The sequence below is a fragment of the Tolypothrix tenuis PCC 7101 genome (assembly GCF_963874875.1).
Taxonomy (GTDB): Bacteria; Cyanobacteriota; Cyanobacteriia; order Cyanobacteriales; family Nostocaceae; genus Aulosira; species Aulosira tenue.
In genome coordinates this window covers 6864547-6890496 of record NZ_CAWNJS010000001.1, presented here as the reverse complement: position 1 = coordinate 6890496, position 25950 = coordinate 6864547, and the positions used below count along the sequence as shown (strand labels likewise).

Sequence of the window (25950 nt, the reverse complement as noted above, 5' to 3'; positions counted from 1 at the left end):
ATTTTGCTATTAAGTTGCCAAAATTATTTTTTTGTACTCAGAAAGTAATCTATAAGTAACTTAGCAATTTAGAATGAAAAAATAAATTCTTTTTAGAGTACTACCAGCAGCATCCTCACTGTTGAATATGGCTTGATGTGGATGAGCATATATACTCTCACTATTTCAGGGTGAAGCAATTTTGTATTTTGAATGGGATGACACCATTCAGATTTTTTTGGTTGGGCAATGATTTTTAGTCCAATTGCAGTGCCTAGCCTCAGCTTAATTGAGGCAATAAATGAGGAGTGAAAAATGCTAGAGAAAAATCATAAAAAATATCTTTTGCGATCGCACTTAGGTGTAATTTTTTCATTGAGTGGTAGCTTGTTACTAACCAGTTATTCTCTACCTATTGGTGCTTTAACAATTCCCGAATCTACAGTAAAATTTACCATCGCTAAAACACCAGATGAAAGGCAACCGGAGGCTGTAGAACAAGGAATTGAACAGATTCCTACTACTCCACCACCAGCATCTTCACAGCCTAAGCAACCTATTGATTCACCCATACCCCCACGTGTACCGCCTGCAACCACAAATTCTGCACCAGCGCCTACTTCCAAACCTAGTCAATCTCAACCAGTAGATACCACACCAGCACCTACTCCTAAACCGAGAACTTCTCAACCAGTAGATACCGCACCAGCACCTACTCCCAAACCGAGAACTTCTCAACCAGTAGATACCACACCAGCGCCTCAACCCTCAAATAATGGTTCTACCCGTCCTAGTTCCAGTGGTTATCAACCGAGTACTCAACCATCAACAGGTAACAGGCCAAATCGCCAGCCTGCGCCAGTTTCTCCACCGAAAAATCTCAATTACAAGCCAATTAACTTTGTAGATTTCGCCTTCGGTATTTTAGGTAAAGGTGATTTTCAGTCTCAAGGTAGGTATTTTCACTTCTACCAATTTGAAGGGAGAGAAAACCAACTCATCCAAATTCGACTCGGTGGTAGTACTGATACACGCCGTTCTAATAACTTGAGTCTCACCCCTTATATGTTTCTGCTTGACCCTGATAATAATGTTATTGTCAAACGCAGCAGTGCTCAAACAACAGGTGGGATTAAAGATGCATTTGTATTTGTGAGACTACCTGTTCAAGGTACATATACGATCGCAGTTACTAGTAGCAACCCAGGAGATACAGGCCGCTATAGTTTAGCATTGAGAAATGATAGGGCTAGCTATAATTTAGACGAATCTGGCGAACTAACTGCTCAAAGTCTTACTCTCAAGCAAAACAAAAACCCCTACAATGTATCTAAGTTTGAAGGGAAAAAAAATCAGCTAGTTAGTATTCGTGTAGATAGCGTCTTTGAAGAATTTTCTCCTTATCTAGTCTTATTAAATTCTCAAGGCAAAATTGTTGCTACGGATAATGGTCAAGATGGCAAGTATAGCGCCCTGATTGACAGAGCTAGATTGCCTGAAGATGATACTTACTATGTCGTGGTAGTTTCTAATAATCCCCAACAACGTGGTAGATATCGCTTGACGATGTATTAAGGGATTGGGGATTGGGGATTGGGGATTGGGTAATGGGTAATGGGTAATGGGTGAAAATATCAAACACTCAACACCCAAACCCAAGAAAAATAGCTTCTTAGGGACTTCCAGAAAATAAATTATCCAAATATAGTCCGAGAATATTTTTATTTTCCCCCTGTTCCCTGCTCCCCAGTTGTGTCAACTTAAGCTAAAAGCTATATAGGGCGGGCGTTGTACAAATACCTCGCGCCCTCATCCCCTAACCCCTTCTCCCCCGGGAGAAGGGGAACTAAATTTCTTGCTCCCGTCTCCCTGTGGGAGAGGGGCTGGGGGTGAGGGCAAAACCTTGCACAAGAGCGGGTTTCACGTTAAGTTGACACCACTGCCTGCTCCCTGCCCCCCTGCCAAGAAAACTTGGAAGTCCTTACTGTACTACTGGCCAAACTTTGATAGTGGTGTCTTTGCTAGCACTCACAACAGTCTTGCCATCTGGGTTAAAGGCTACAGCCCAAATTTTGCTTTTATGCCCTGTTAAAGTCTGTATTTCTTGCTTTTCTGGGACATTCCACACTCTGACTGTACCATCCCAGCCACCACTCACTAGGTGTTTACTATCGGCACTGAAGGCTACAGACCAAACTCTTTTGTTATCACCTCTGAGGGTAGTGATTTCCCTTCCTGTTGAGGCATTCCACAGTTTGATTGTGCCATCCCAACTGCCACTAGCTACGGTTTGACCATCAGGACTAACGGCTACAGAATTAACTACATCAGTATGACCACTGAGGGTATGTATGACTTCTCCAGTGGAAATATTCCACAGTTTGACATTCTTATCAAAATGATTGCTACTAACAACAGTATTACCATCTGGGCTAAAAGCTACAGAATTAAATATGTCGCACTGTCCTTTGAGTGTGCGTATAATTTCTCCAGTAGCCACATCCCAAACTTTTAGAGTTTGATCCCAGCTAGCACTAGCCAATTTAGTACCATCTCGGCTGAAGGAGATAGATTCAACAGATAACAGATGTCCTTTGAGCGTGCGGATTTCTTTGCCACTAGCCACATCCCACAACTTAATCGTCTTATCTAAACTACCACTAGCAAGAGTTTTGCCATCTGGGCTAAATACTACGGAATTTACCCAGTTAGTATGACCTTCTAGAGTCTGGATTTCTTTGCCAGTAGCTAAATTCCACAGTTTGATCTGATTATCTGTACTTACACTAGCCAAGGTTTTACCATTGGGGCTGATAGCAACGCCCTTCACCGATCCAGAACTGCCTTTAAGAGTTAAGACATCTGATACTGGCAATTTCGGAGAAGATGTCTCACCGGTTGCAATTGAGGGAACTTCGGAAGACACAACTCCCCCGACTCCCGAAAGCAGGAAGACTGTGGCTGTGAGGACTCGCAGTGCGGAGTTAGTTTTATTTACAGACATCGCAGATCTCCCAGTGGCATTATCCTTATGCTGCACAATATAGCAAGCATTTCGATAGAATTACTGACTGTATAAAAGAGTATTATATTGTAAGCTCGGATTTTTTACTTACGTATATACCAAATCTTTATAGTATTGTCCTCACTACCGCTAATTATAGTTTGACCATTAGAACTAAAAGTAATAGAGTTTACGGTATTTCTGTGTCCATTTAGTGTTAAAATATTCTCTCCATTAGATAAATTCCACAGTTTAATTGTGCGATCGCGACTCCCACTAGCTAGGGTTTTGCCATCTGGACTCATAGCAAGGGATGTAACAGTATTTACATGACCTGAGAGGGTGCGAATTGCTGTTCCATTAGATAAGTTCCAGAGTTTAATTGTGCGATCGCGGTTAGCACTAGCTAATATTCTTCCATCCGGACTAATAGCCAGAGATGTAATAGTTTTTCCATCCCCTATGAGGGTACGAATCGCATATCCTTTAGCTACATTCCACAGTTTGATAGTTTTATCAAAACTACCGCTAGCCAAAATTTGACCATCTGGACTCATAGCAATTGATCGCACCCAAAATTCATGTCCTACCAATGTGCGGAGATGCTTACCTGTTTCCAGATTCCATAGTTTGATGGTGTTATCATCACTTCCACTAGCAAGGGTTTTACCATCGGCGCTAATTACTAAAGCATGAACTGAATCTGTATGTCCTTCCAAGGTACGGATTAATTTACCTGTGGACAAATTCCAAACTTTGATAGTGCTGTCCTCACTACCACTCACGAGAATTTTGCCATTAGGACTAATCGCCACCACATTCACCCTTTGGGAGTGGCCTTTGAGGTTGGAGACTTCCTTACCAGTGGCGAGATTCCATACTTGGATTGTGCGATCGCTATTACTTGCTAGCAACCGACCATTGGGACTAATAGCCACAGATACAATGCCATTCTCGTTGGTTTGTAAGGTATTAGCCAAGGAAATGTTCCCCAAAGCTATCTGTGGCTGATCCAAAACCGCATCGCTGCGATCGCCATGATTATGAACTTGAGTCAGGCGAGAAGATAAATTAGTTTGGAGTTTGTATATTTGTTTATACCAAGATTCACCAAATCCAAACAGTAGAGTTGCCGCAGATGTTAAGACCAAAAGTCTGAAGAAGTTATATTTTTTAGGTAAACGTTGTGTTTGAGTTGTTGGGGTTTTACCAGTTAATTTAACAGAAGGCAGCAGTCGCAGTGGTTGTTTAAACGACAAATCTTTGATGACTTCATCAACTGATTGATAGCGCTGGCGGATATCTTTTTGTAACAACTTATCCAACAACTTATCCAATTCTGGACTTAGGGGACTACGCAAATATTGTCGCCAATTTGTCACCCAAGAATATCCATGTTCTGTCCACAATTGAAAAGGGGAAATTCCTGTTAATAGATGAAAGCAAGTAGTTCCTAAGCCAAATAAATCACTAGCTGCATAAGCTTGACCATCTCTAATTTGTTCAATTGGTGAGTAACCATGAGAACCAATAGAAGTACCAGTTTTATTTTGAACTCTGGCTGTTAACTGTTTTGAAGAACCAAAATCTATCAGACATAAGCGTCTATCATTATGACGGCGAATAATATTTTCTGGCTTGAGGTCGCGATGAATAACTCCGCGATCGTGAATAAATTTCAGAATCGGGAGTAAATCATTTAAAATTTCGATAATTTCTTTATCTTTATAGGTTTTGCGTTTGTGTAACTCCGTTAACAAATTATGCCCATTAATAAACTGCTGCACTAAATATAGGCAGTGATCTTGCTCAAAATAAGCTAAAAGTGTGGGAATTTGCGGATGTTCTCCGAGTTGTTGCAAGCGTTTAGCTTCTTCTGCAAATAACTCCATCGCTTTTTTTTGTGACCAAGTTCCTTGGAACTTCGGAGCTAATTGCTTGATCACGCAACGTTCATGTAGTTTATCTACATCTTGTGATAGGTAAGTTCTACCAAATCCCCCCTCATCAGAAAGCACGCGAATAACACGGAAGCGATTTCTTAAAAGGCTGATAAGTGGGGTATTACAAGATTGGCAAAACTTATTTTCATCAGGATTTAAAGGATTTGGACAATCGGGATTTAAGCAGCAGATCATGATGTGACAGGCGCTACTGCATGACAATTTATGCTAAGTTTGACCCGCAATTTCCCTGTTGGTAGATTGGCTCTGTTGTAGTGATGGTAGAAAAACCCTTGGTTGGGAATGGGGAATTACTTAATATAGTCAGCGTTTGTAGATTATAGTCAATTTTCCTCAATTTGGGGAAAACCAAAAGAGCCAGTAGAATTATTTCTCGATTATATAATAATCTAATTTAGCAGTATTGTAAAAAAGCAAGTCAGAGAATATTTACTTGGCTATGGCAATCCGATTTGATGTCTGAAATTATGGGTTTGGGTAGAGAAAAGAGAAGAATGGCTATAAAGGATACTGATTTTTTTCACATATCAAATATCAGTTCTATATCATTCGCTACCCAAAAATTTAAATATTACTGAAAAGAGTAAGTAAAAAGATGGCAGTAGAGAAAGAAATGTAAATGAGCATTATCATCTGTTCCCTTTTGTTTACTGCCTTTTACTTAACTTTATGTAAGCATTGTTTCAAATTATTGTATGCTTCTTTTTCCCTACGTTTTTCTTTCCATTCCCGAATAGCGATCGCAGTCCTTTGGACATAAGGTAAGTACATCTGCGAAGTAGGCTCTTTTGCTTTGGTTTTATTAATAACTCTAGGGGTTTGGATAGCTAAACATTCAGTTAATGCGGGTGCATACTCTTCCAACTCTAACGCTCTTTTCAATTCGTCAATTGTTTGAAAACGCTCTTTTAAGGAAATCTTGAGCATTTTACCTAAAATTTTGCCAAAATTGCTGCTGATATTAACTTCTTGTTGCCAGCAAACTTCATCATTATCATGATCATAGGCAAATTCTAGAGGCCCTTTACCAGTTAGTAAATAAAGACAAGTCATACCTAGCGCATAAATGTCACTAGCATAAACAGAATGTAGAGAAAACTGTTCTGGTGGTGCAAATCCTATCGTCCCCACAAAAGTATTAGTAGCATCATCATCGCGGGAATTTCCACAAACATCAGCCAATTCTTCTTTGACTGCACCAAAATCAATCAACACAAATCTCTGGTCATATTTGCAACGTAATAAGTTCTGAGGCTTGATATCACGATGCACAATCTGATGTTCGTGTAGATAATCTAATACTGGTAATATTTCCTTTAAAAACTGCTTAACTTCAGCTTCGTTTTTTGGCCCGTTGCGTTTGACATCGAAGGCTAAATTATAACCATGTATATACTCTTGGACTAAATAAAATGTGCCATTAACCTCAAAGTAGTCTAACAGCATAGGTATTTGAGGATGACTACCCAATTTTGCTAAAGTTTGTGCTTCTTTTTCAAATCGCTCATAAGCTTTTTCCCAAATACTAGTGTTAGTTACTTTAGGAGAAAGTTGCTTAATTACACACCAAGGTTGACCTGGTAATACTGCATTTTTTGCTAAATAGGTGATTCCAAAACCACCTCTACCTAAAATTCTGACAATTTCATAGCGATCGCGAAATAGTTCTTGAGTTCCGCACATCTGACTCAGTCGAGTTTGCTGCAATATAGACTCGTGGAAATACTTCATTTGTGGGGAAATTATATTCATCTCTCAAGAATTACTACTCTCTGCTTGCCTTTAATTTACAGATAAAGACAACTGAGCGCTAGTAGAAATACTATATCTTTGCTAAATCATGATATTTGACACTGTATAAATACAAAACAGCCCGTAAAAATTTTAAAAAGATATAATATTTTTCAAGAGAAATTAAGTAGCTTACCAGTAAGCAGTAAAATGCTGCATATTAAATGCTTATATCTCAGCTAAATAATTAATTCACCTATTATAAAAGACTTAACAAATGTCCTAGTGATTATGAGTTTTTAATAAAAAATGCGAAATTCACTCAATATTTACGTAATTACCGAGAATAAAATCGTCCTTTATTGTTTAATAAAATACAATATATGGCACAGTCTAGGCTCCCATAGCACTTACTTAAGTAGACCTCTGGCAAAAGTGCTTTTTGCCAGAGGTGGGAAAAGGGAAAAGGTTAAAGGGGAAGGATAAAATACAGTTCAGTTAGGAAAATTAATTGATCACAAAACCAAAAAACTAGTTACTCAACAAAAAAAACAGAAAAATAATTTTGGAGGGGGTTTGGGGGACGCAACCGTCACCCAATCGGGGGTTTGGGGGAGAATCCCCCAATTGAGTTGGCTTCTTTAATAAGTGACAAATCAATCGCTAATGAGCTGAAATGAACTGTATTTGGGTAAAATACAAAACCTTTCCCCTTTTCCCAACTTCTTGCTCCCAGATCCCTTTGCTTTGAAACCCTTTTTCTGCTTGAATTCCACACAATAGCGTACAAATGTACTATAATGATAGTATAGCGCCCACAAAGCCTGTTGAAGTGCAAAATGGCTCTGTAGCAGTTTTATGGAAGATGGATTAAAAATTCTATGATGAAGCACTACATTCTCAACCTTAATCCCACTGCTAAACATGAATGGGATCGGTGTATTTTGCGCGATCCACTCACTGCAAAACGCCCAGATATTGCCAAAATAATTGCTGATGCGGTTGGTGCTGATACAGGCAGTTATTTAGTGAGTGTGAACATCGAAGTAACTGTTTTGGAACAAGCGGCTGTACCACAAGCTGAACAACTATCGCTTTCATTCCCAGAGATGAATAATCAATCGCAATTACGAGAAGTGGCGTAATTACTGCGAAAGGCAAAGTGCTGAATTTTTACCCCTCATTTCTAATGATATAGCAATCACAGATTAGCGGTGAAAAATTAAATTTTGCTCCCAGAATTTTTCACCAATTCGCTAGTAAAGCTATAGCAATATAGCTAGATTTTCGGTCAATATTTTTGGCAAGGAAGATTATTTGATGATGCAACTGAGTTATTATCCAGATGCAATAGTTCAAGCTGCCCAAAGAGTGAATGAAATAGACTCTCAATTGATGGCAGTTCAACAGCAAATTAACAGATTTGAAGGCAATGCTGATCGTAGCGCTTCCTTTGATATGGATCTGAAAAACGATGCTCAAAGGAAAGCGCGTCGCTTTGAAGTGCTGCTGGTGAATCAAGAATACCAAAAGGCAATCGACACCCAAATTAGATTAACTGGTGATAAAGCAAATGCGATCGCTCATTTGGAATACTTGCGTAATCAGTTTAGTGTCGCTAAGTTGGAAGCGAGATTAGCTATTGCTCAACAATTAACTGATTTTGAATCTCGCGAATTAGTTGGATTGTAATTAAAAGGTTGGGTTGACGAAAGTAAACCCAACACCTATATCCTCGTTGGATTTCTCAAATTTTCGATGCGTTACGCTATTGCTAACGCATTCTACTTTTATTTATAAATTTGGTAGAAGTGATGGCGATATTTGTTGAGGAAATTTAGATGATAATAATTGAGCAATTTGTTGATTAATATTTGTCACATCAAAACGCTGACTAGCAATATTTCTAGCATGATTCGCCATAGCTGTAATTTCATCTGTATCTTGCAGACAGATATTAATTACTTGTGCTAATTCCTCAGCTTCACCAGGATTAACTAAAAAACCATTAATCCCAGATTCCACTAATTCTATTGCACCCCCAGCTTTGGCTGCGACTACAGGTGTGCCGCATAGCATCGCCTCAACAATGACTCTGCCAAAGGGTTCTGCAAAAGTGGAAGTATGAGCAACCAAGTTACAAGCTGCCATTAATTGCGGAATATCAGTACGGAATCCTAAAAACTTGATGCGGTTTTCTAGCCCTAATTTAGCAACCTGTTGGTGTAATTGTTGCACATAATCTTGTTCACCAAAAAGTGCATCGCCAACTAAAATTGCTGTTACTTCTTCAGGACATTTGGCAATGGCATCAATTAAAATATGTTGCCCTTTCCAAGGTGAGAGACGGCTGAAATGTCCAACTACAAATTTTCCTGTTAGCCCTAATTCTGCTTTTAATTTTTGTCTATCAGACTCACAGGTTTGATACATTTTTGAGTCAAAGCCGTTATAGACAACTGCGGTAATATCTTCACGTCCGCCTGCTTCTACAAAGGCTTGCTGACTTGCTTGAGAATTAGCAATCACTAAAGATGCAAAATAATTAGCTAAGTTAACAGCAATACTGCGGTTAGTTTGGCTGAAATGCTCTTTGGAGAGAATATCATGCAAATGATAAACCAGAGGACGACGAGCGAAAAAACTTGCGATCGCACCAATAACTAATGCCTTTTGAGTATTGGCATAAATAACATCATAATCTTGAGCTATCTGTACTACCTTCGCGATTAGAGGTAGCAGTTGCTGAAAACTGGCTAATCCTTGCAGAAAGCTACTAGATTTTTGCACAGAGATAGCTTGATTGGTTAAAACCTCCACCGGAATCTGGTTTTGCTGGAGTAAAGTTTTAAAAGGCCCATCAGCAAATAACCCAACGAGACAGCGATCGCGGTAAGGTTTAGCAATATCTATCAAACATAATTCTGCGCCCCCGGGCTTACCACTTTGATCTAAAAATAGAATTTTCATAATTTGTCATTTGGTAATGGGTAATTGGTAATTGGTGTTTGTCATTCAGTATTTCTCCCCCTGCCCCCTGCCCCCTGCCCCCTGCCCCCATGCTTTCCCTCTTTCCCAGTCCCCAGTCCCCAGTCCCCAACCTCCCCTCACGCCAACAAAACTTCCCTCACCTGCTGGGCTATTTTTTGCCAGTTGAAATGCGTAGCGGCGTACTGGTGACAGCTTTCTCTGGAAGGGATTAGTAACTTTTGCAGTAGTGCTTGTTCTAATTTTTCTGCAATGGCTGAGGCTGCGGTGGAAGTAGTAATTAAATCTGGTGAGAAGGATGATAGAATTTCTGGCATTCCGCCAACTGGGGTACAAATAACAGGAGTACCACAGGCTAAGGATTCTACGACTGCTAATCCAAACCCTTCAAAGGATTGGCTAGGCATGATTGTTAAGTCAGCAGCTTGGTAAGCTAAGGGTAAATCCTCATCAGGTAAGAAACCTAAAAATTTAACGTTATCCTCTAACCCTAATTCTGTAGCTTGCTGTTGTAGTGCAGCTTGGATATGTCCGCGCCCAGCGATCGCTAACCACACATCAGGTATTCTAGGCTTAATAGTTGCGATCGCTTCCAATAATTTATCTACTCCCACACGATGCACTAAGCGGCGCGATGTAAATAATATTGGACGGTTATCAGGCCAGTTTAATTTGCTTCTGGCATCTTGCCGTGATAAATTGGCTTGAAATCGCTGAATATCAACGCCACCGGGGATTACGTGAATTTTGCTCCAGGGAATTTGATATTGTTGATGGAGAAGATTGCCAAAGGCTTTGCTGAGAACAATAAAGCGATCGCAGTGTTTATAGGTGCTTTGTTCTATCAGCCAGCGCTTTAACAAAACTTTCATCCTTTGATTTTCTACTTCTTGCTGACTTTCAGAAGCCCAAGGGCCATGAAAATTAAAAGTAATTGGTACTCCTTTAGGCAAAATATCTAAAATTGGAAAGCTATATAATGCAAAATGCAAATTAATAGCGTCTGGTTTGCGGATTCTAGTTTGGCGAAAATTCTTACGAATAGACCATAAACGTTGCCAAATTGGACTATCAGGTTCAGCTAAGTTAGTTAATTTTATAGGCAGATTTTCTATATTTGGTAAACCAACTCCACATAATTCTACGTTGTCTTGATTCGCTGATAATTGATGAGTTAGTTCGTAAATATACCGTTCTAATCCTCCAGGTGTTTTGGGAAACCAGCCCATTCCCAGAGTGAGAATAGATGCTGAAGCGAAATTGTCTGTGTTACCTTCCACCTATGTTACTCCTGTGTTCTGTTGAACTGGCTTCCTCGCATTTTCATACCAAGCTCAACCCGGCTTTTGAATTCAACAATAAATTGCTGTTGCTAGTACTTTTATTCGGCGCTTTAGCATATCATCAGAACTTTTCACTGCTATTGCTATGAATATTTTTCAGCTAATTTATAGCATCATCAAATTTGTTTTTAACAATTTTTTCAGAAATTGCCAAACATCAATTAAGAATAATTTAGATAGAATTTTCTGTTATAGGCGATATAATTTTCGCTGTCAACTAGGAACTTTTTATTAGTGTTGTTATTAACTGTTTAACAGCGTCAAAGATTAATATTATACTTTTATAGCTGGGATATAATGCATTCAAAATATTGCAAATAGGGGCTTTTCTATTTTTAGTAACTAGCTATTATGTCATCTTTATCACAATCAAATAATAATGTCAGGAGAAATTATTGTCATAGCTTTTAGTAAAAATTGATGCCTTCAGCAAAATTATGTATTAGGTTTTACTATATTTTTAACTCATGGAGTAAAAATTAATACTAATAAAATTTACCTTAAAAAAATAATGTGTTTTTTATAAATTTTTGGTGAACATAAAATTATAGTTGTCGAATTTTTGTTATTTATGTGTATATTCTTTTAAAGGAAGATTAATCATGATGATTCAATCATCTATGCTCTACAGCTAGACAAATTTAATTAATAGACTACAAAATAAGTAAAAGAATCAATAAAAGTTAATCTTCCAGATATTCAAGTTAAATACACCAGGGGTTTGATAGTTAATTTTAATTGGTGCTGACCTATAACGCCGATTCAGTATTCGGTAAACCTTAGCAAATTATAGAGTGGGTACTAGTTCTTGTCAGGGTTGGAAGAAAACATCTAGTATTACTCAACAGATAATCTGCTTTGGGTTTATTCATGAATCGGGGTTATAGTAGTCTGCTAACCCAACTTGAAAAGCTGATCATAAGTCAATTTATTGGCGTTGATCAGCCGTAAAATGCTGACTATATAACTGGTATTTTTTTAGTTGATTACTAATTAAATAACTAATTATTTAGATAATCATGATTCAAAAAAGCAATGTATGAAATAGTACATTGCAGTTAGCTAATTTATAAATTTAGGTTTTAATTGCTAAGTAATAGGTTGCAATATGCTCTGCCACGCTACAAATAAAATTTTATGCATCAGCACCAGATACCATTGGAGATTTTATGGACTTTAGCTTCATGCAGAAAATTCAACTTATCTGCTACCATTTAGCAAATTTTATTAAAACGCTATTTCAACAACGTAATTCGCGACAGAGAAAAATGTTGACATTTTTACTCTGCCTCACGATGGGAGTTATTTTCGCTTCTTTCAGCATGACAACACGTTGGACTGTGAGTGGTTCGCCAACCAGCACTTACAAAACAACATGGATTGGTAATACTTTTGGTGGTGGAAAATATTGGGTACAAAATAATATAGATGCAATGTATGTTGCTGCTAATGGCACTGTATATACCAATAGTATTTGGGATGAAGCAGGTAGAGAAGCAGGAATATATAAAGATGGTAAGATTGCGGGTATGCTTGATGATACTCACGGTTGGAGTCGTCTGGGTGGCAAAGCCATAACAGTTAATCACAAATATATTTACTTAGCTATAACTCAAGGTTCTATAGGTAAAACCGAGAAAGATTATCCTCTAGATGGTACAAATTGGTATTGTGTGAGAAGGTATGATTTATCTGGTAAACCTGCGCCATTTTCTGGGGGACGTGGTTGGGATAAAAGTATGTTAATTATCAGTCAGAAAGCTGAATTGACTGGATTAGCAACTTTTAAAAAAGAATTATATATAAGTGACCCTGCGGCAAATCGGATTCGCGTTTATAGTACCGAAACGATGAAAGAATTACGCAGCTTTAACTTCATCAGACCTGGTGCGATCGCTATTAATAGCCAAGGTAATCTGTGGATTATTCAAAATAAAAATAGTAGTAATCCTGCCAAGATTTTGCATTATTCCCAGGATGGGAAAAAACTACCACAAGAGATTACGAAAGTTGTCGAACCAACTGCGATCGCACTCGATCCTCAAGGGAGACTGTTAATAGCCGAGAATGGGCCGCGTCAGCAAATATTGATTTATAACGTTACTGAAAAGCCAACACAGGTTGGGACTTTCGGTACTAAAGGGGGTATTTTTGCAGGTAATCCGGGGGAAGTTCAAGATTTGAAACTTTACGGAATTACAGCAGTAGGTACAGATGCAGGTGGAAATATCTACGTTAGCAATAATGGTTTCCACAGACCTGGGACTGATTTAAGGAAGTTTTCACCCTCAGGAAAAAAACTATGGCAATTGTTGGGATTGCTATTTGTGGATAATGCAGATGCAGATCCGCAAACTGATGGCGTTGATGTGTTCGCCAAGCAAGAACACTTTGTCATGGACTACAGCCAGCCGGCTGGGAAGAAATGGACTTTCAAAAATTACACTCTCAATCCCTTCAAATATCCTCAAGATCCACGTCTGCATACATCCCCAGATGGGACTTTTATCAGGCGTATCAAAGGTAAGCGCTTTATGTTCCTCACAGATATGTATAGCAGCTTTTTGCAAATTTATCGTTTTGATAATAGCAACAAAAGCAAAATTGCGATCCCATCGGGAATGTTTGTTGGTACTAACGCCGAAGGTAAACAATCAATCGCTGGGAACTGGCCACCAAATCAACCAAAAAAAGGCGAATGGATTTGGCGCGATCGCAATGGTAATGGTGCCTTCGATTCAGGTGAATATGATAGTAGCGAAGATTATCCCTACTTCGGCGGCTGGTGGGTAGACAGTAAAGGCGATGTCTGGAAGACTTTGCGGACTCAAGATGGTATTGGTATTCGCCACTATCCTTTACAAGGACTAGATGAGCATGGCAACCCCATCTATACTTATAGTTCCATGCAAAAGTACAAAACCCCCAATCTGTTTACCGATTTACGGCGGATTGAGTATTTCCCAGATACAGATACGATGTATTTGTCAGGCTTTACCGCAGATCATCCGCCAGTTGGTGATGATAGTGGGGTGGTTGGTTCTGAAATTGTCCGGTTTGATAATTGGAGTAAACAAAAAGAGAATCCTACTCCTCTATGGCGCACCGTAGTACCTCATGACACCACAGGGAAGCGTGAAGTTTCCACAATGTCGATGAGTGTAGCCGGAGACTATGTGTTTGCTGTGACATTAAAGACCGCAGAAGTCCATGTATACAACGCCGCCACCGGAGTGCAAGTACAACAGTTCAAACCCGGCCCAGAAGTTGCAGGTGAAAGCGGTTGGATTGATATTCCCCACGGTATCCGCGCTTTTCGCCGTTCAGATGGTGAATATTTAGTGTTTGTAGAAGAAGACTGGAAAGGCAAAGTACTGATCTATCGTCTACGAGGATAATATCAATTTCCATCTTCCGAGTTTTTAGATACCCGACTTCTTTAAGAAGTTGGGTATCTAGACACCGCTAAATTTCACAAATTATGTACGACTTTTATATACATAATTTTGCAATTATATATAACCTATATTTAATTTTTGAAGTTCAAGTAGTGGACTGACACAGCTAAAATAGTGCATTAGATTGAAAAAAATTACCTGTAGATGAAAACAAATCAAACTAATTCATACTCCACTATTTTAGCCTTGCCACGCCAGTAGGATGCGTTAGCGATAGCGTAACGCATCAGTTCAAAGCTAATATAGAAATTACCATAGTTATTACAAAATTCTATTCATAAGAATACGTGTAAGTTTTATTGCACAGTTTATAGGATTCATATTTGATTTTTGAAGTTCAAGTTGGATGTGTTAGCAGCGATAGTAAGGCATCACTTCCAAAGCTTTTCTTGCTGAGATTTTTTCAGAAATCCAATCGAATTACTGTATATGTATACTTTATAGTGATTATTTCTCTCAATTAGCTATTTTGGATTATCTAAGAATGAGCAATATAAAGTTTTATCATTTGCACTTGATATATTGATGTTTAAACTAACTTCATATTTTGCTTTCTTGAAATTAAATTCTTTTTGAAAACAATAAATATCTTTGATGACAAATAATTTGTACTTGAATTATGATTTTAGAACAACGAAACCAAAACAAAAGGAGCAATAAATCCTCCTAATATACGAGAGTATTGTTTTAATAATAATCAAATAACCAAAACTGTAACTATGAATTACAAAACCCTTAATCTAGTGAATTATTATGAGTATCAAAATTTATTTACAACGATTACAAAAATTAATTCCGCATACTTGGCTGGAGCAAATACAAGATATTCACTCTAGCTTACTATTTCGCTGGATTGTGCGAAAAGGCAGTCAGCCAATAGCATTTACCCAGAAATCGGCTATGGTATTTTCTCCGCACCAAGATGATGAAACATTTGGCTGTGGTGGGATGATTGCTCTGAAAAGAGAACATAATATTCCCGTAATAGTAGCTTTTCTCACAGATGGACAAGGAGCAGGTACTTCTGAAGTAAATACACCAGATAAAATTATCCAAATCCGTAAACAAGAAGCGGTAAAGGCTTTAGAAATTCTGGGTGTTAAATCTTCGGAAATCCATTTTTTAGAAAAGCCTGATGGCACTTTACCTTATTTAGACGAGCGCGAAAGAGAACAGACAATTATACAGGTAGCAGCGCTATTAAAGCAGTATCAACCTGAAGAAGTTTATGTTCCTCATCGTAAAGATTGCCATCGAGATCATGAAGCTACTTACCAATTAGTCAAGGCTGCGATCGCGCAAGCTGGAATCACAGTAGATTTGTTGCAATATCCAATTTGGTTATTTTGGAGAGCGCCATTATTTATTCTGCTCAAATTGCAGGATATCGCAGCAGCTTACTACCTCTCAATTGCCTCAGTTCAAGATAAAAAAACTCAAGCTATTTCTTCATACTGTTCTCAAATCGAAAGCCTGCCTCGTGGATTTATTCAGCGATTTTCCAGTTCACATGAAATATTCTTTAAATCTGATTCATAATCGCTGAATATCAACATATTTTTTAGCTAAATACTACCCTTATTTAAATGGGTAGTAAACAACTATTATCCTCAGCATTAAAGACAATTGTCGTCTTTGGGCTACTTTTGTGCGCCACAAAAATCATCAATCAGCAACTAAAACTTCTGTGGAGAAAACTTATATGCGGATACTACATATTACTAATCATGTACAACAAATTGGCAACGGAATTGTCAATGTGGCAGTAGATTTAGCTTGTTTACAAGCCAAAAATGGTCATCATGTTGCTGTTGCATCAGCTGGTGGAGAATACGAAACTTTACTAGCAAATTACGACGTGCAACATTTTCACCTCGATCAATCGAGAACACCCATCAATATAATTAAAGCTGCTTGGCGCTATCGCCAGATTATTCAAGAGTTTCAGCCAGATATTGTTCATGCACACATGATGACAGGAGTTGTGCTAGCCGGACTTTTAAGAAACTGTGGTGAATATAGTTTAGTTTCTACTGTACATAATGAGTTTCAGCGCAGCGCTATCTTGATGGGATTAGCGGATCGAGTGATTGCAGTTAGCAATGCTGTAGCTGATTCTATGGTACGGCGTGGGATATCTAAGAGTAAGTTACGAGTCGTCGCCAATGGTACATTAAACAGCCCACGAAATCGTAGTATTAAAGATTGTCAACCCATGCTTTTATGCCATCCAGCAATTACTACTGTAGCTGGAATGTATACCCGTAAAGGGATTGTGGAATTAATAGAAGCCTTCGTCAAAATTGCCGCAGAAGTTCCGCAAGCACATTTATATTTAGTCGGAAATGGCCCCGATCGCACTATGTTTGAAGCTATGGTGCAAAATACCCCTTTTGGCAATCGCATTCATTTTGAAGGTTTCCAGTCAGAACCGCAACGCTATATGCTGTCCTCTGATATCTTTGTCCTCGCTTCTCACTGTGAATCCTTTGGATTAGTGCTGACAGAGGCGCGAGAAGCAGGTTGTGCAATTATTGCTAGCGATGTCGATGGTATTCCAGAAACTTTGGATCGGGGACAAGCTGGTTTATTAGTACCACCAAAAGATAGTCAAACTTTGGCAAATGCTTTAATGTATTTGCTCAAAGATTCGGAACAACTACAAAAATTGAAATCCCAAGCTAAACAAAACCTCGAACGCTTCAGCGTTACCCGAGTTCATGAGGAAACGCTAAGTTTATACTATGAACTACTTGATAACTACAGAGTGTTTAATCTGAGCATTAGCCAAGAACTTTTAGTTAGCAAATAGCAATTTTATCCTATTAGATTTCTCCCAATTATCTACAATCAGCTAACAGATAATTATACAAATACATGGGTAGAGGGTTTAGCATTGCTAAACCCCTACAGAAAATGAGAAAACAGGGTTATGAATGATGCAACTAAAATCATCAAAATTAGAGACCCAAGTTCTTGAGGAACTTGGGTCTCTTACAATTAAATTTATACGGGGATAAATCCCTAATGAGAAATTTTTTAAAACGCTCCAATTCTCGCAAATAGTACGTAAAATGTTTTGACAATTAACAGCAAATCATACATTGGACTCCATCTGGCTTGATACTGTAAATCTAAGTCAACTATTTTCTCAAAATTAGTTACCTGAGAACGTCCGTTAACTTGCCATTCACCGGTTAAACCAGGTTTGACATCTAAACGCCGCCAATGTCTTTTTGTATATTTACTTACTTCATCACCTGTAGGTGGCCTTGTACCTACTAAGCTCATTTCATTGCGTAACACATTCCAAAATTGCGGTAGTTCATCCAAACTACTGCTTCTTAAAAATCGACCTACTTTAGTAACTCGGAAATCATTTTTATTTTTAAATATTAGTCCATTCGCCTCATTACTTACTAAAGCCTTTAATTCTTCTGCATCAGTAACCATTGAGCGGAATTTATAAAGAAGAAATGGTTTTCCTTGCAATCCATACCGTTCTTGAGCAAAGAAAATTGGGCCAGAACTATCGATTTTAATTGCGATCGCAATTGGCACAAACAAGATAGCTAGAATCAACAGCCCTACCAAGCTACCTACAATGTCTAAACAGCGTTTGAATTTAGATGTTACTGAAGCATGGGGATTAGGCTCTAATTTCCAAGACAAAAAAGAGGTATCTGGAAGAATTTCATGTAATTTTGTTTGCTGCATTATCCTGCCTCAAGTGATGAAGGTAGAATTGTTGACTTGTGACTACGATTGTGAAAATTAACTTTTTTAAAAAGGAGAAAACCCAGTTTTTATTCTTTATGGGGATACAGCACTCTATGGGGGAATTTCGGGAAAATGCTGAATGTCCATCTATTTTTTTTACCACCATATTGATCTGTACATATATGCGTTATTGCAACATTTTCAATCGAGATACTTGTGATTTCAGGACAAAAAAGCAAGAGGAAATAGGGGAAAACCTTTAACCTTTTCCCTAAACTAAGTTCGGATCTGAAAATTTTTAACTCAGCAATATTGGTTCTTAATTACGCTGTCTCTGAATCATCAACTTGACAACTTTCAAGACGTGAAAACAAAGCCACGCATAATTCCCACCATGAAGCTGTTGCGATCGCACTATGCCATTCCCACACACCTAACAGCCTGACACGCCAAACCTGTTCTAAAAAACCGAAATAGGGTAAATGTCCTATAGGTGCATCTCCTTGCCAGACTAGATTTTCATAATCAACCCATGAGTCTTTCAAACGCCAACCAACACGATTAGCAAAATCAATGCAGGTTTCGGAAGCAGCAACTTTGGCATTACCAATCATCAAAGCCAACAGCGGATCAGTTGCAGAAGTATCTTTAATACTTTGCCAGATACGTTGTTGAACACTAAAGCCAAAGTGCCCATAACTATAATTTACCCACAGATTATCAATTGTATAAAGGTCTTTACAAGAAAAATTTATTACATCCTCAATTTCAAGAAAGTTTTGTTTTTTTCTTCCGGATGCTTTCAGTATAAGTTTTGTAGTTTCTTTATCCGCCTCTAACCACCTTTTATTTTTAAGTAAATCGCGCAGATAAGTGTAGTCAATTCCTAATGCTGAACTCAAATCATCAGGTTTGGAATTGTCAGTATTTTCTGGTTTGGTATGTAAATTTTCTACAGAAAATAAAGTTTTTCCAGGTAATATTTCTATAATTCCTTGAGAGCCAGATAACCAAAAATATAATTGAATATCGGTTTGTGCTAACTGCACTTGCAATTGTGTAATCCAAGCTGCGGCGGTGAGTCCTGTTGGCTGCATTCCTTGATTGAGAGTTTCTACCAGGGTCTGAGCAAATACTTCACTGTCATTAGCTGGTACAGCAGCCGTAATTAAACACTGTCCTGCATCTAATCCAATTTGCAGTTCTTCTACCCAATCACGGACTGAGACTGTCCCTAATCCCTGTTGTTCTGGACAGTCTAAAATAATGATTTGTTGCGATCTACATCGACGTAGCTGTTTTCTTAACCATGAACGCTCAATAAAAATATCTTCGGACAGTACTAATCTCGCTTCTCCTGGCTCTGTCTCGCGAATTTGCCCACGCAGATATAAAAATACTGTTGTGGCTGCTTCTGGCGTAGTCGTTTCCGCAAAAGATGGTGATAGTAAACACTTTTGAATCGCCTTGCGGACATCCAACTGGGAATTTTTGCCTCGCACAGTCCAATAATTTACTTCAAAGCTGCCCGCCGTACTTAGTATTTTACTCAAATCTAAGGAATTTTTACTTTTGGGGAGTCCTTCTACTATTAATGCTTGTCGCGGATGTTGGGAAGATGGTATTTGCTGAGGTTTCAGTCCTAAAATTACTTCTCCTACTCCTTCTACAATCCGCTTAGGTGTTTGTGAAGGATATTCAGAATGGATGGAATTGTCTCCCCGTCCTTTTTTTAGCTGATTGATGACTCGCAACTGCTGATTAGCTTTATCTATATATGTCAGTGTTTGGTGGTAAACATAGCGATAAAGTCCATCGGCTTCGATGACACCAACAGAGTCAGCAGCTTCTCCCCTTAACCCTTGAATTAAATAGTATGTGAATACACCATGCCCTAATTGCGGAAATTCCCAAGATTGCTGGCCGCGATCGCAAGATAATAAAGCATAAAATCCTTTTCTTTGGGCAGCTCGTTTTCGCAAAACTTCCACTAACTCTAGTGTCGGGTTGAGTTGGGGATCTGTTTCACCTCTTGCACCCAACAGCGTCATTCCTCCACTATGACAAGCATCTAATATGAGTAGTTGCTGTTGAGCAGAACAATTCTCTAACAGTTGCAACAATTCCTGCAACTTTAAACCCGTGTCAGTTAATTGTTCTTTTTGAGTATCTTGGAGACATAGCACCACCTGCTGACTCAAAGAGTCAAGCATCCCATGCCCAGAGAAATAAAATATAACTGTGTCAATCGGTTTACTAGCCGCTGCAATTTGTTTGAGGCTGGCGCGAATATTTTCTAACTTGGGTTGCTGTTCCCCAAAATCGTGATAAATCATCACCTCTTTTTGCGGAAATCCCTGTGTTGCGGCGTTTAATGCTTCTCCTAACCCCTGACAATCCAACGCCGAGTAATGCAAACCAGGTATTTGCTCATCCTCGTATTGGTTGACTCCCACTAGTAATAGCCAAAGTTTTGCTACCCCAGTTTCTAAAGCATGAGTTGAGTGACTAGTACGAACCCCAACTGGACACATTTAAAAAAATTAAAACCCTGTATAGTAAAGCAATTTAACTGCTGACTGATAGTAAATTATCAACTCAGCAGCTTTGATAAAAATGGTATCAGATTAAACTAGACGCGTTGCGCTTCAACTTAGTTCCGCATCAAAGGAAATCAAAAATCAATCATTAATGCGTATGGTGCGTTAACGAAGTGTAACACGGATTATCTCTTTCCTAATATTCTCACTCCTAAAATTTACCTAAAAATAGCAGGTAGCAAACTCGGAGCTAACCATAAACCATAACCAATAAATGCAAAGATTCCTGTAATCAATATAGTAATTACGTAGCTAATACACATCAATAAACCATCGGATTCGATTGTGGCAACTGCTAACAGTAAAATTCCGATAGTAGGGATGGGATTAGTGAAGGGAATGGGCGAGATTAGTAATAGTGTTAGCCACGAAATGCAAAACCCATTAAACCGCCAAGCCCAAGAACTATTGGCAATTTTTGCTAACCGAGGACGAGCAATTTTCTCTACTATTCTGGTGATTTGGCGCAGATTATGTAACAAAACATGGGCAAAGCGGCGAGGAAATTTGTAGTTAGCCATTTTTTTGGGTAACCAAGGCGATCGCCTGCCTAAAACCATCTGCATTGATAATAACAAGCAAGCAGCACCAAATGGCCCTGTTAAACCCGGTGGCATCGGAAACAAAAATGGCAACACTAATAATGCAATTACTAAGCTAAAGCCTCTCTCTGAAGTTTCTGCCAAAATATCTCCTAGAGTGAGCGGTTGTTCAGCTAAGTGTTGCAACAATGATTTAATTTCTTGAGAAAATCTTAAATGCTTTTGGCTTGAGTCTATGCGAGTTTCCACAATCCCCAGCTTTATCTCAGTAAATTATTTAATATATGTATACAATAGCTCTACAAGTAATTCCGTAAAAAATTAAATTTTCTTTAATTGCACATAATATTAACCGCTCCAAAATATATTACTTGTGATTAATTTAACATTCATAAATTAACTTTGTGGTGTTGGAGGGACAAAAACACTGACAGCTTTAGGGATAACATGGAAATGGGCAGGAGTATATGTAGTGATTTCCCCATCAGTATTAATAGGTCGTGGTTTTCGGGTATATACTTCCATTTCTTGACCCTGGTAAGCACGCACTTCTCGCCATTTTATGTGTTTTCCTTGCCGCATGGATGGCAGCAACAGTATAATTTGCCACCAATTTTTAATTTCTAAGCTGTAGAGATCCAGCCTTTGATCGTCAATTGTGGCATCGTGAACTACTGCCATACCACCGCCATAGTAACGACCATTACCCACTGCAATCTGCACTGTTCGCACGCTAATAGATTCTCCATTCATGCGGATTTCTGCACTAAATGGTCGAGATTCCCAGATTACCTGCAATGCCGTAGCTACGTAAGCGAATACACCCCAGCGACGTTTGGCTTCTTTGGTTAGTCGTTCAGTAATTTTGACACTGAGTCCCATACTTGCAACGTTGAAGAAATGCTTGCCATTCACCCACCCTAAGTCAATGCGTCGCTGTTCCCCAGCAGCAATGATTTTACAGGCTTCTGATAGAGAATTAGGAATGCCCAAAGTCCTGGCTAAATCATTAGCAGTTCCCAAAGGTAATATACCTAAGGGCAACTGAGTATCAACTAAACCATCTACTGCCGCATTCAGTGTGCCATCACCACCGCCAATAATTACCAAGTCAACTTGATTTTGGTAACGTTGAATTATCTCTGTTAACCGTTGGGGATTTTCTGTGGATTCCTCAATCAAATCCAAGTCCAATTCCTTGAGACATTGGATTGCTTCTTTCAAGCGCTTTTGTCCTTGGCGAGCGTGATGATTGACTAACAGCAGTGCGCGGGGACTCATGGGTATTACCTTTTATAGGTGAAGTATGGCATTCTCAGCGTATAGATATTTTGCGTGAATTTCATGGTAACCCCCTGCAATGTATGTTATGAAAGTTACCAAAAACTCAAGTTTTCATCGTTTTTTATGTGGTTGTCACCGTTATTTGTTTAGGGGATGTTTATTTAGCTTATCTTTATTAGCAATTGGTGTCTTCATACCTAGGAAATGGGGAACTCAGCCAAAAGATAAATGCAATTTGGATATTTGTATTTCTAATACAGGTATTCATTCTAATATTATATTACCTACTAAAAATGATATTTTTGATTGGCATCAGTATCTGCCTATCGATAAAATTGGCATAGATAATTTCTATGATTACAATTACTTAAGTTTTGGGTAGGGTGACCGGGACTTTTATATGTCAACTGTCACTGTGGCAGATTTAAGATTGTCTACAATTTTCAAAGCTTTATTTTTACCAACCCCTTCTGTAATCTATGTTAAAGGTTATCAATTAATACCGAAATCTCTCAAGGTGAAATGCATTAAACTTGATAAAAATAATTACCTAAATTTAATCCAATTTATCCAATCCACCTTTCAGTTAGATGCCCAAGGTAAAGTAGTTCGTATTGGAGATGGTCATACTAATAATGCAGGCTTTTATGATGCAGTTGGTAGTTATTCAATAATCAGAAATTGTAATAATTGGACAGGAGAAGCTTTGAGAAAAGCTGATGTCAATACTCCGCTTTGGGATGGATTATCATCTGCAATTATTTGGCATTTAAGAAGTAGTTGTGAATAATATAAGAATCTAATTTAGTTGAATTAGGAACCATTTATAAAGTAAATCTTAAGTGGGGGAGCCACTGCGTTGCGCGGTGAGTGCAGCCACACGTGCGGCTATGCCGCCGAGTGGACTGCCGAACCTGAAGGGGTTAATAGCGTTGTAGTAAGCATGGATGATGCGTTAGGCGCTAGGATAGTTCTTTCGTGATAAATCATATTAGAAACCAGCGCCTAACGCATCCTACAATAATTTTATTTTTACTTTATAAATAACCTCTGATTTAAGAAAAAAGTAAAAACTAATAAAGTAAAAATACGGGAAGTAAAAATACAAAAAATACAGAGAACTTTATCTTAGATAGATATACTGATATTCTGCAAAGCTCATTTCTGTTTTATGCCTGCCTAAACTACTAATTTTAAAGCTTTAAATGATCATTTGCGATCGCTTTTGACTGCTCAGTAATTTGGGAATACTGAAATGGTAATCATATAAAGCCAAATCAGTGATTCATGCAATGATGTTGACGTTATTGAAAGACTTCTATTTAATCGGTTTCATTCCCCACGGACATTGTTATCTCTGGCAAACAGGGTTGGTATGGCTCAACATCATAGGAGATGCAACAATCGCTTTAGCCTATTATTCGATTCCCTGCTTACTTGTTTACTTTATTTCCCGACGCAAAGATGTTCCTTTCAACGGAGTTTTTCTGTTGTTTGGTGCTTTTATTATTGCCTGTGGTACAGGACACCTAATGGATATTTGGACATTATGGTATCCAGACTATTGGATTGCCGCTGGACTGAAAGCCTTCACAGCTTTAATTTCCATATACACAGCATTTGCATTAGTTTATCTCATTCCCCTAGCTTTAAAAATACCCAGTCCCGCACAGTTAGAAGCTGCTAATCAAGCGCTAAAAAGTGAAATTGTAGAGCGTAAGCGAATAGAGCAAGAGTTACGTATAGCAGAAGAAATTGCTACCAACTCCAGCCAAGCTAAAAGCGAATTTTTGGCTAATATGAGCCACGAACTACGCACACCCCTCAATGGCATTCTGGGTTATACACAAATTCTGCAACGTACAGAATCGCTAACCGAGAAGGGATACAAAGGGGTAGAGATTATTCAGCAGTGCGGTTCCCATTTATTGACTCTAATTAATGATGTACTAGATCTCGCCAAGATTGAAGCGAGAAAGCTGGAACTGAATCCGATTGATTTTTACTTTCCCGCATTTATTGACAGCGTGACAGAAATTTGTCGTATCCGCGCAGAACAGAAAGTTATCGGGTTTCATGTGCAACTATCAGCAGATTTACCTGTGGGCATTCGTGCCGATGACAAACGTCTACGTCAAGTGTTGATCAATCTACTGGGTAATGCCATTAAGTTTACCGAAAAAGGTAGTGTCATTTTCAAAGTTGAAGTTAAAGCCACTCAAGAAGAATTTCAGCAATTACCAATTCACAAAATTAGATTTGAGGTAACGGATACCGGAGTGGGGATGAACCCTGAGCAACTGCAAAAAATCTTTTTGCCTTTTGAACAAGTAGGAGAACAGAAACTTCAGTTTGAAGGTACAGGATTAGGATTAGCAATTACCCACAAATTTATTACATTGATGGGTAGTCAAATAGAAGTGAAAAGTGAGTTGGGTCAAGGTAGCAGTTTTTGGTTTGATCTAGAATTACCAGAAGCGAAAGATTGGGCAAAAGCTTCGAGAGCAATTCGTCAGGGAACCGTTGTTGGCTATGAAGGGAAAAAGCGAACGATTTTAGTAGTTGATGACAAATGGCAAAACCGCTCGGTAGTAATCAACTTACTAGAGCCAATTGGATTTGTAGTAATAGAAGCTAGTAACGGTAAGGAAGCACTAGCACAAGTCAGCGCTTATCAACCAGACTTAGTAATTACTGACTTAATGATGCCTGTAATGAATGGATTTGAATTCATTACTCAGTTACGGCAGTTTTCCCAATTTGAAAAGACAACTGTTATTGCCTCTTCAGCTAGTGTTTTTGAAACCGATCAATATAAAAGTATCGACGCAGGAGCAAATGCATTTTTACCAAAACCTATAGATGCTGAGATGTTGCTAGAGCTACTGCGAAAATATTTACTGTTGGAATGGGTTTATGATAATACATCCAATGACAAGATTACCAGTATTAAGGGAATTACAGATAATCAAGAAGATATAATTCCTCCTAATCAGGAAGTATTACATAAGTTACTAGAACTAGTAAGAGATGGTGATATTGAAGGAATTATAGAAATAGCAAATCAAATTTCTATACTTGATGAAAAAATCAATAAGTTTGCCCAGCAAATTACTCACTTTGCGAGTAATTTTCAAGTCAAACTTTTAGAAGAATTTGTACAAAAATATCTACCTTTAACTTAAGAGAAAAATTTGATATTTGGGGTTTGGTGTTAGGTGTTTGGAGTTAATTATTTCTCTCCTGCTTTCTTCCAGTACTCAATCCCCAGTACCTCTCATCCCCACGATCGCAGGTAGTGGGGAGTTATCCCAATACTTGTCGGTTAAGGGGGAAA

At 38.5% G+C, this 25950-nt stretch carries 16 protein-coding genes and 1 pseudogene; 8 read left to right on the top strand and 9 right to left on the bottom strand.

Going from position 1 to position 25950, the window contains the following annotated elements; translation table 11 throughout:
• Positions 1-294 precede the first annotated feature (294 nt).
• Positions 295-1554 (top strand): pre-peptidase C-terminal domain-containing protein, encoded by a 1260-nt coding sequence (locus AACU25_RS27095; RefSeq protein ID WP_096580982.1) that lies wholly within the window; start codon positions 295-297, stop codon positions 1552-1554.
• A 406-nt stretch (positions 1555-1960) separates the two neighbouring features.
• Here the strand turns inward: AACU25_RS27095 and AACU25_RS27090 are convergent, their stop codons facing one another.
• The 3 genes from AACU25_RS27090 to AACU25_RS27080 form a co-directional block, all read right to left on the bottom strand.
• Entirely contained in the window at positions 1961-2983 is a 1023-nt protein-coding gene (locus tag AACU25_RS27090; RefSeq protein WP_096580980.1) for a WD40 repeat domain-containing protein, read from the bottom strand.
• 104 nt (positions 2984-3087) lie between these two features.
• Complete coding sequence (locus tag AACU25_RS27085; protein ID WP_096580978.1) at positions 3088-5121, bottom strand: serine/threonine-protein kinase; 2034 nt, start codon at positions 5119-5121, stop codon at positions 3088-3090.
• A gap of 483 nt (positions 5122-5604) precedes the next feature.
• Positions 5605-6699, bottom strand: a complete 1095-nt coding sequence (locus AACU25_RS27080) for a protein kinase domain-containing protein (RefSeq protein WP_096580976.1) — start codon at positions 6697-6699, stop codon at positions 5605-5607.
• Between the two features lie 860 nt (positions 6700-7559).
• Between AACU25_RS27080 and AACU25_RS27075 the strand changes: the two genes are divergently transcribed.
• Both AACU25_RS27075 and AACU25_RS27070 read left to right on the top strand, forming a co-directional pair.
• Positions 7560-7823, top strand: coding sequence for a hypothetical protein (locus tag AACU25_RS27075; protein ID WP_096580974.1), 264 nt, complete (start codon positions 7560-7562; stop codon positions 7821-7823).
• 175 nt (positions 7824-7998) lie between these two features.
• Positions 7999-8370 carry a hypothetical protein gene (locus AACU25_RS27070; RefSeq protein WP_096580972.1) on the top strand — a complete coding sequence of 124 codons (372 nt, stop codon included), beginning with the start codon at positions 7999-8001 and terminating at the stop codon, positions 8368-8370.
• Positions 8371-8472: 102 nt separating this feature from the next.
• On the opposite strand, the gene AACU25_RS27065 is transcribed toward AACU25_RS27070, so the two are convergent.
• Entirely contained in the window at positions 8473-9648 is a 1176-nt protein-coding gene (locus AACU25_RS27065) for a glycosyltransferase family 4 protein (RefSeq protein ID WP_096580970.1), read from the bottom strand.
• Positions 9649-9785: 137 nt separating this feature from the next.
• Entirely contained in the window at positions 9786-10895 is a 1110-nt protein-coding gene (locus AACU25_RS27060; RefSeq protein ID WP_096584123.1) for a glycosyltransferase family 4 protein, read from the bottom strand.
• Positions 10896-12178: 1283 nt separating this feature from the next.
• Between AACU25_RS27060 and AACU25_RS27055 the strand changes: the two genes are divergently transcribed.
• The 3 genes from AACU25_RS27055 to AACU25_RS27045 all read left to right on the top strand — a co-directional run bounded on the left by AACU25_RS27055 (position 12179) and on the right by AACU25_RS27045 (position 17279).
• Positions 12179-14407 carry an NHL repeat-containing protein gene (locus AACU25_RS27055; RefSeq protein WP_096580968.1) on the top strand — a complete coding sequence of 743 codons (2229 nt, stop codon included), beginning with the start codon at positions 12179-12181 and terminating at the stop codon, positions 14405-14407.
• Between the two features lie 813 nt (positions 14408-15220).
• Complete coding sequence (locus tag AACU25_RS27050; protein ID WP_096580966.1) at positions 15221-16006, top strand: PIG-L deacetylase family protein; 786 nt, start codon at positions 15221-15223, stop codon at positions 16004-16006.
• A 163-nt stretch (positions 16007-16169) separates the two neighbouring features.
• Positions 16170-17279: a glycosyltransferase family 4 protein gene (locus AACU25_RS27045; RefSeq protein WP_096580964.1), complete on the top strand. Its 1110-nt coding sequence runs from the start codon at positions 16170-16172 to the stop codon at positions 17277-17279.
• 227 nt (positions 17280-17506) lie between these two features.
• On the opposite strand, the gene AACU25_RS27040 is transcribed toward AACU25_RS27045, so the two are convergent.
• The 4 genes from AACU25_RS27040 to AACU25_RS27025 form a co-directional block, all read right to left on the bottom strand.
• Complete coding sequence (locus AACU25_RS27040) at positions 17507-18184, bottom strand: sugar transferase (protein ID WP_096580962.1); 678 nt, start codon at positions 18182-18184, stop codon at positions 17507-17509.
• Between the two features lie 326 nt (positions 18185-18510).
• On the bottom strand, positions 18511-20721 hold the full coding sequence (locus AACU25_RS27035; protein ID WP_096716312.1) for a GUN4 domain-containing protein: 2211 nt from the start codon (positions 20719-20721) through the stop codon (positions 18511-18513).
• A gap of 224 nt (positions 20722-20945) precedes the next feature.
• Entirely contained in the window at positions 20946-21578 is a 633-nt protein-coding gene (locus tag AACU25_RS27030; protein WP_096580960.1) for an exopolysaccharide biosynthesis protein, read from the bottom strand.
• Between the two features lie 147 nt (positions 21579-21725).
• Positions 21726-22610, bottom strand: coding sequence for a lipid kinase (locus tag AACU25_RS27025; protein ID WP_096580958.1), 885 nt, complete (start codon positions 22608-22610; stop codon positions 21726-21728).
• Between the two features lie 79 nt (positions 22611-22689).
• Between AACU25_RS27025 and AACU25_RS27020 the strand changes: the two are divergent.
• Together AACU25_RS27020 and AACU25_RS27015 are read left to right on the top strand one after the other, a co-directional pair.
• Positions 22690-23403: pseudogene (locus tag AACU25_RS27020) on the top strand (TIGR02117 family protein).
• 505 nt (positions 23404-23908) lie between these two features.
• Complete coding sequence (locus AACU25_RS27015; RefSeq protein ID WP_422641120.1) at positions 23909-25798, top strand: ATP-binding protein; 1890 nt, start codon at positions 23909-23911, stop codon at positions 25796-25798.
• Positions 25799-25950 lie beyond the last annotated feature (152 nt).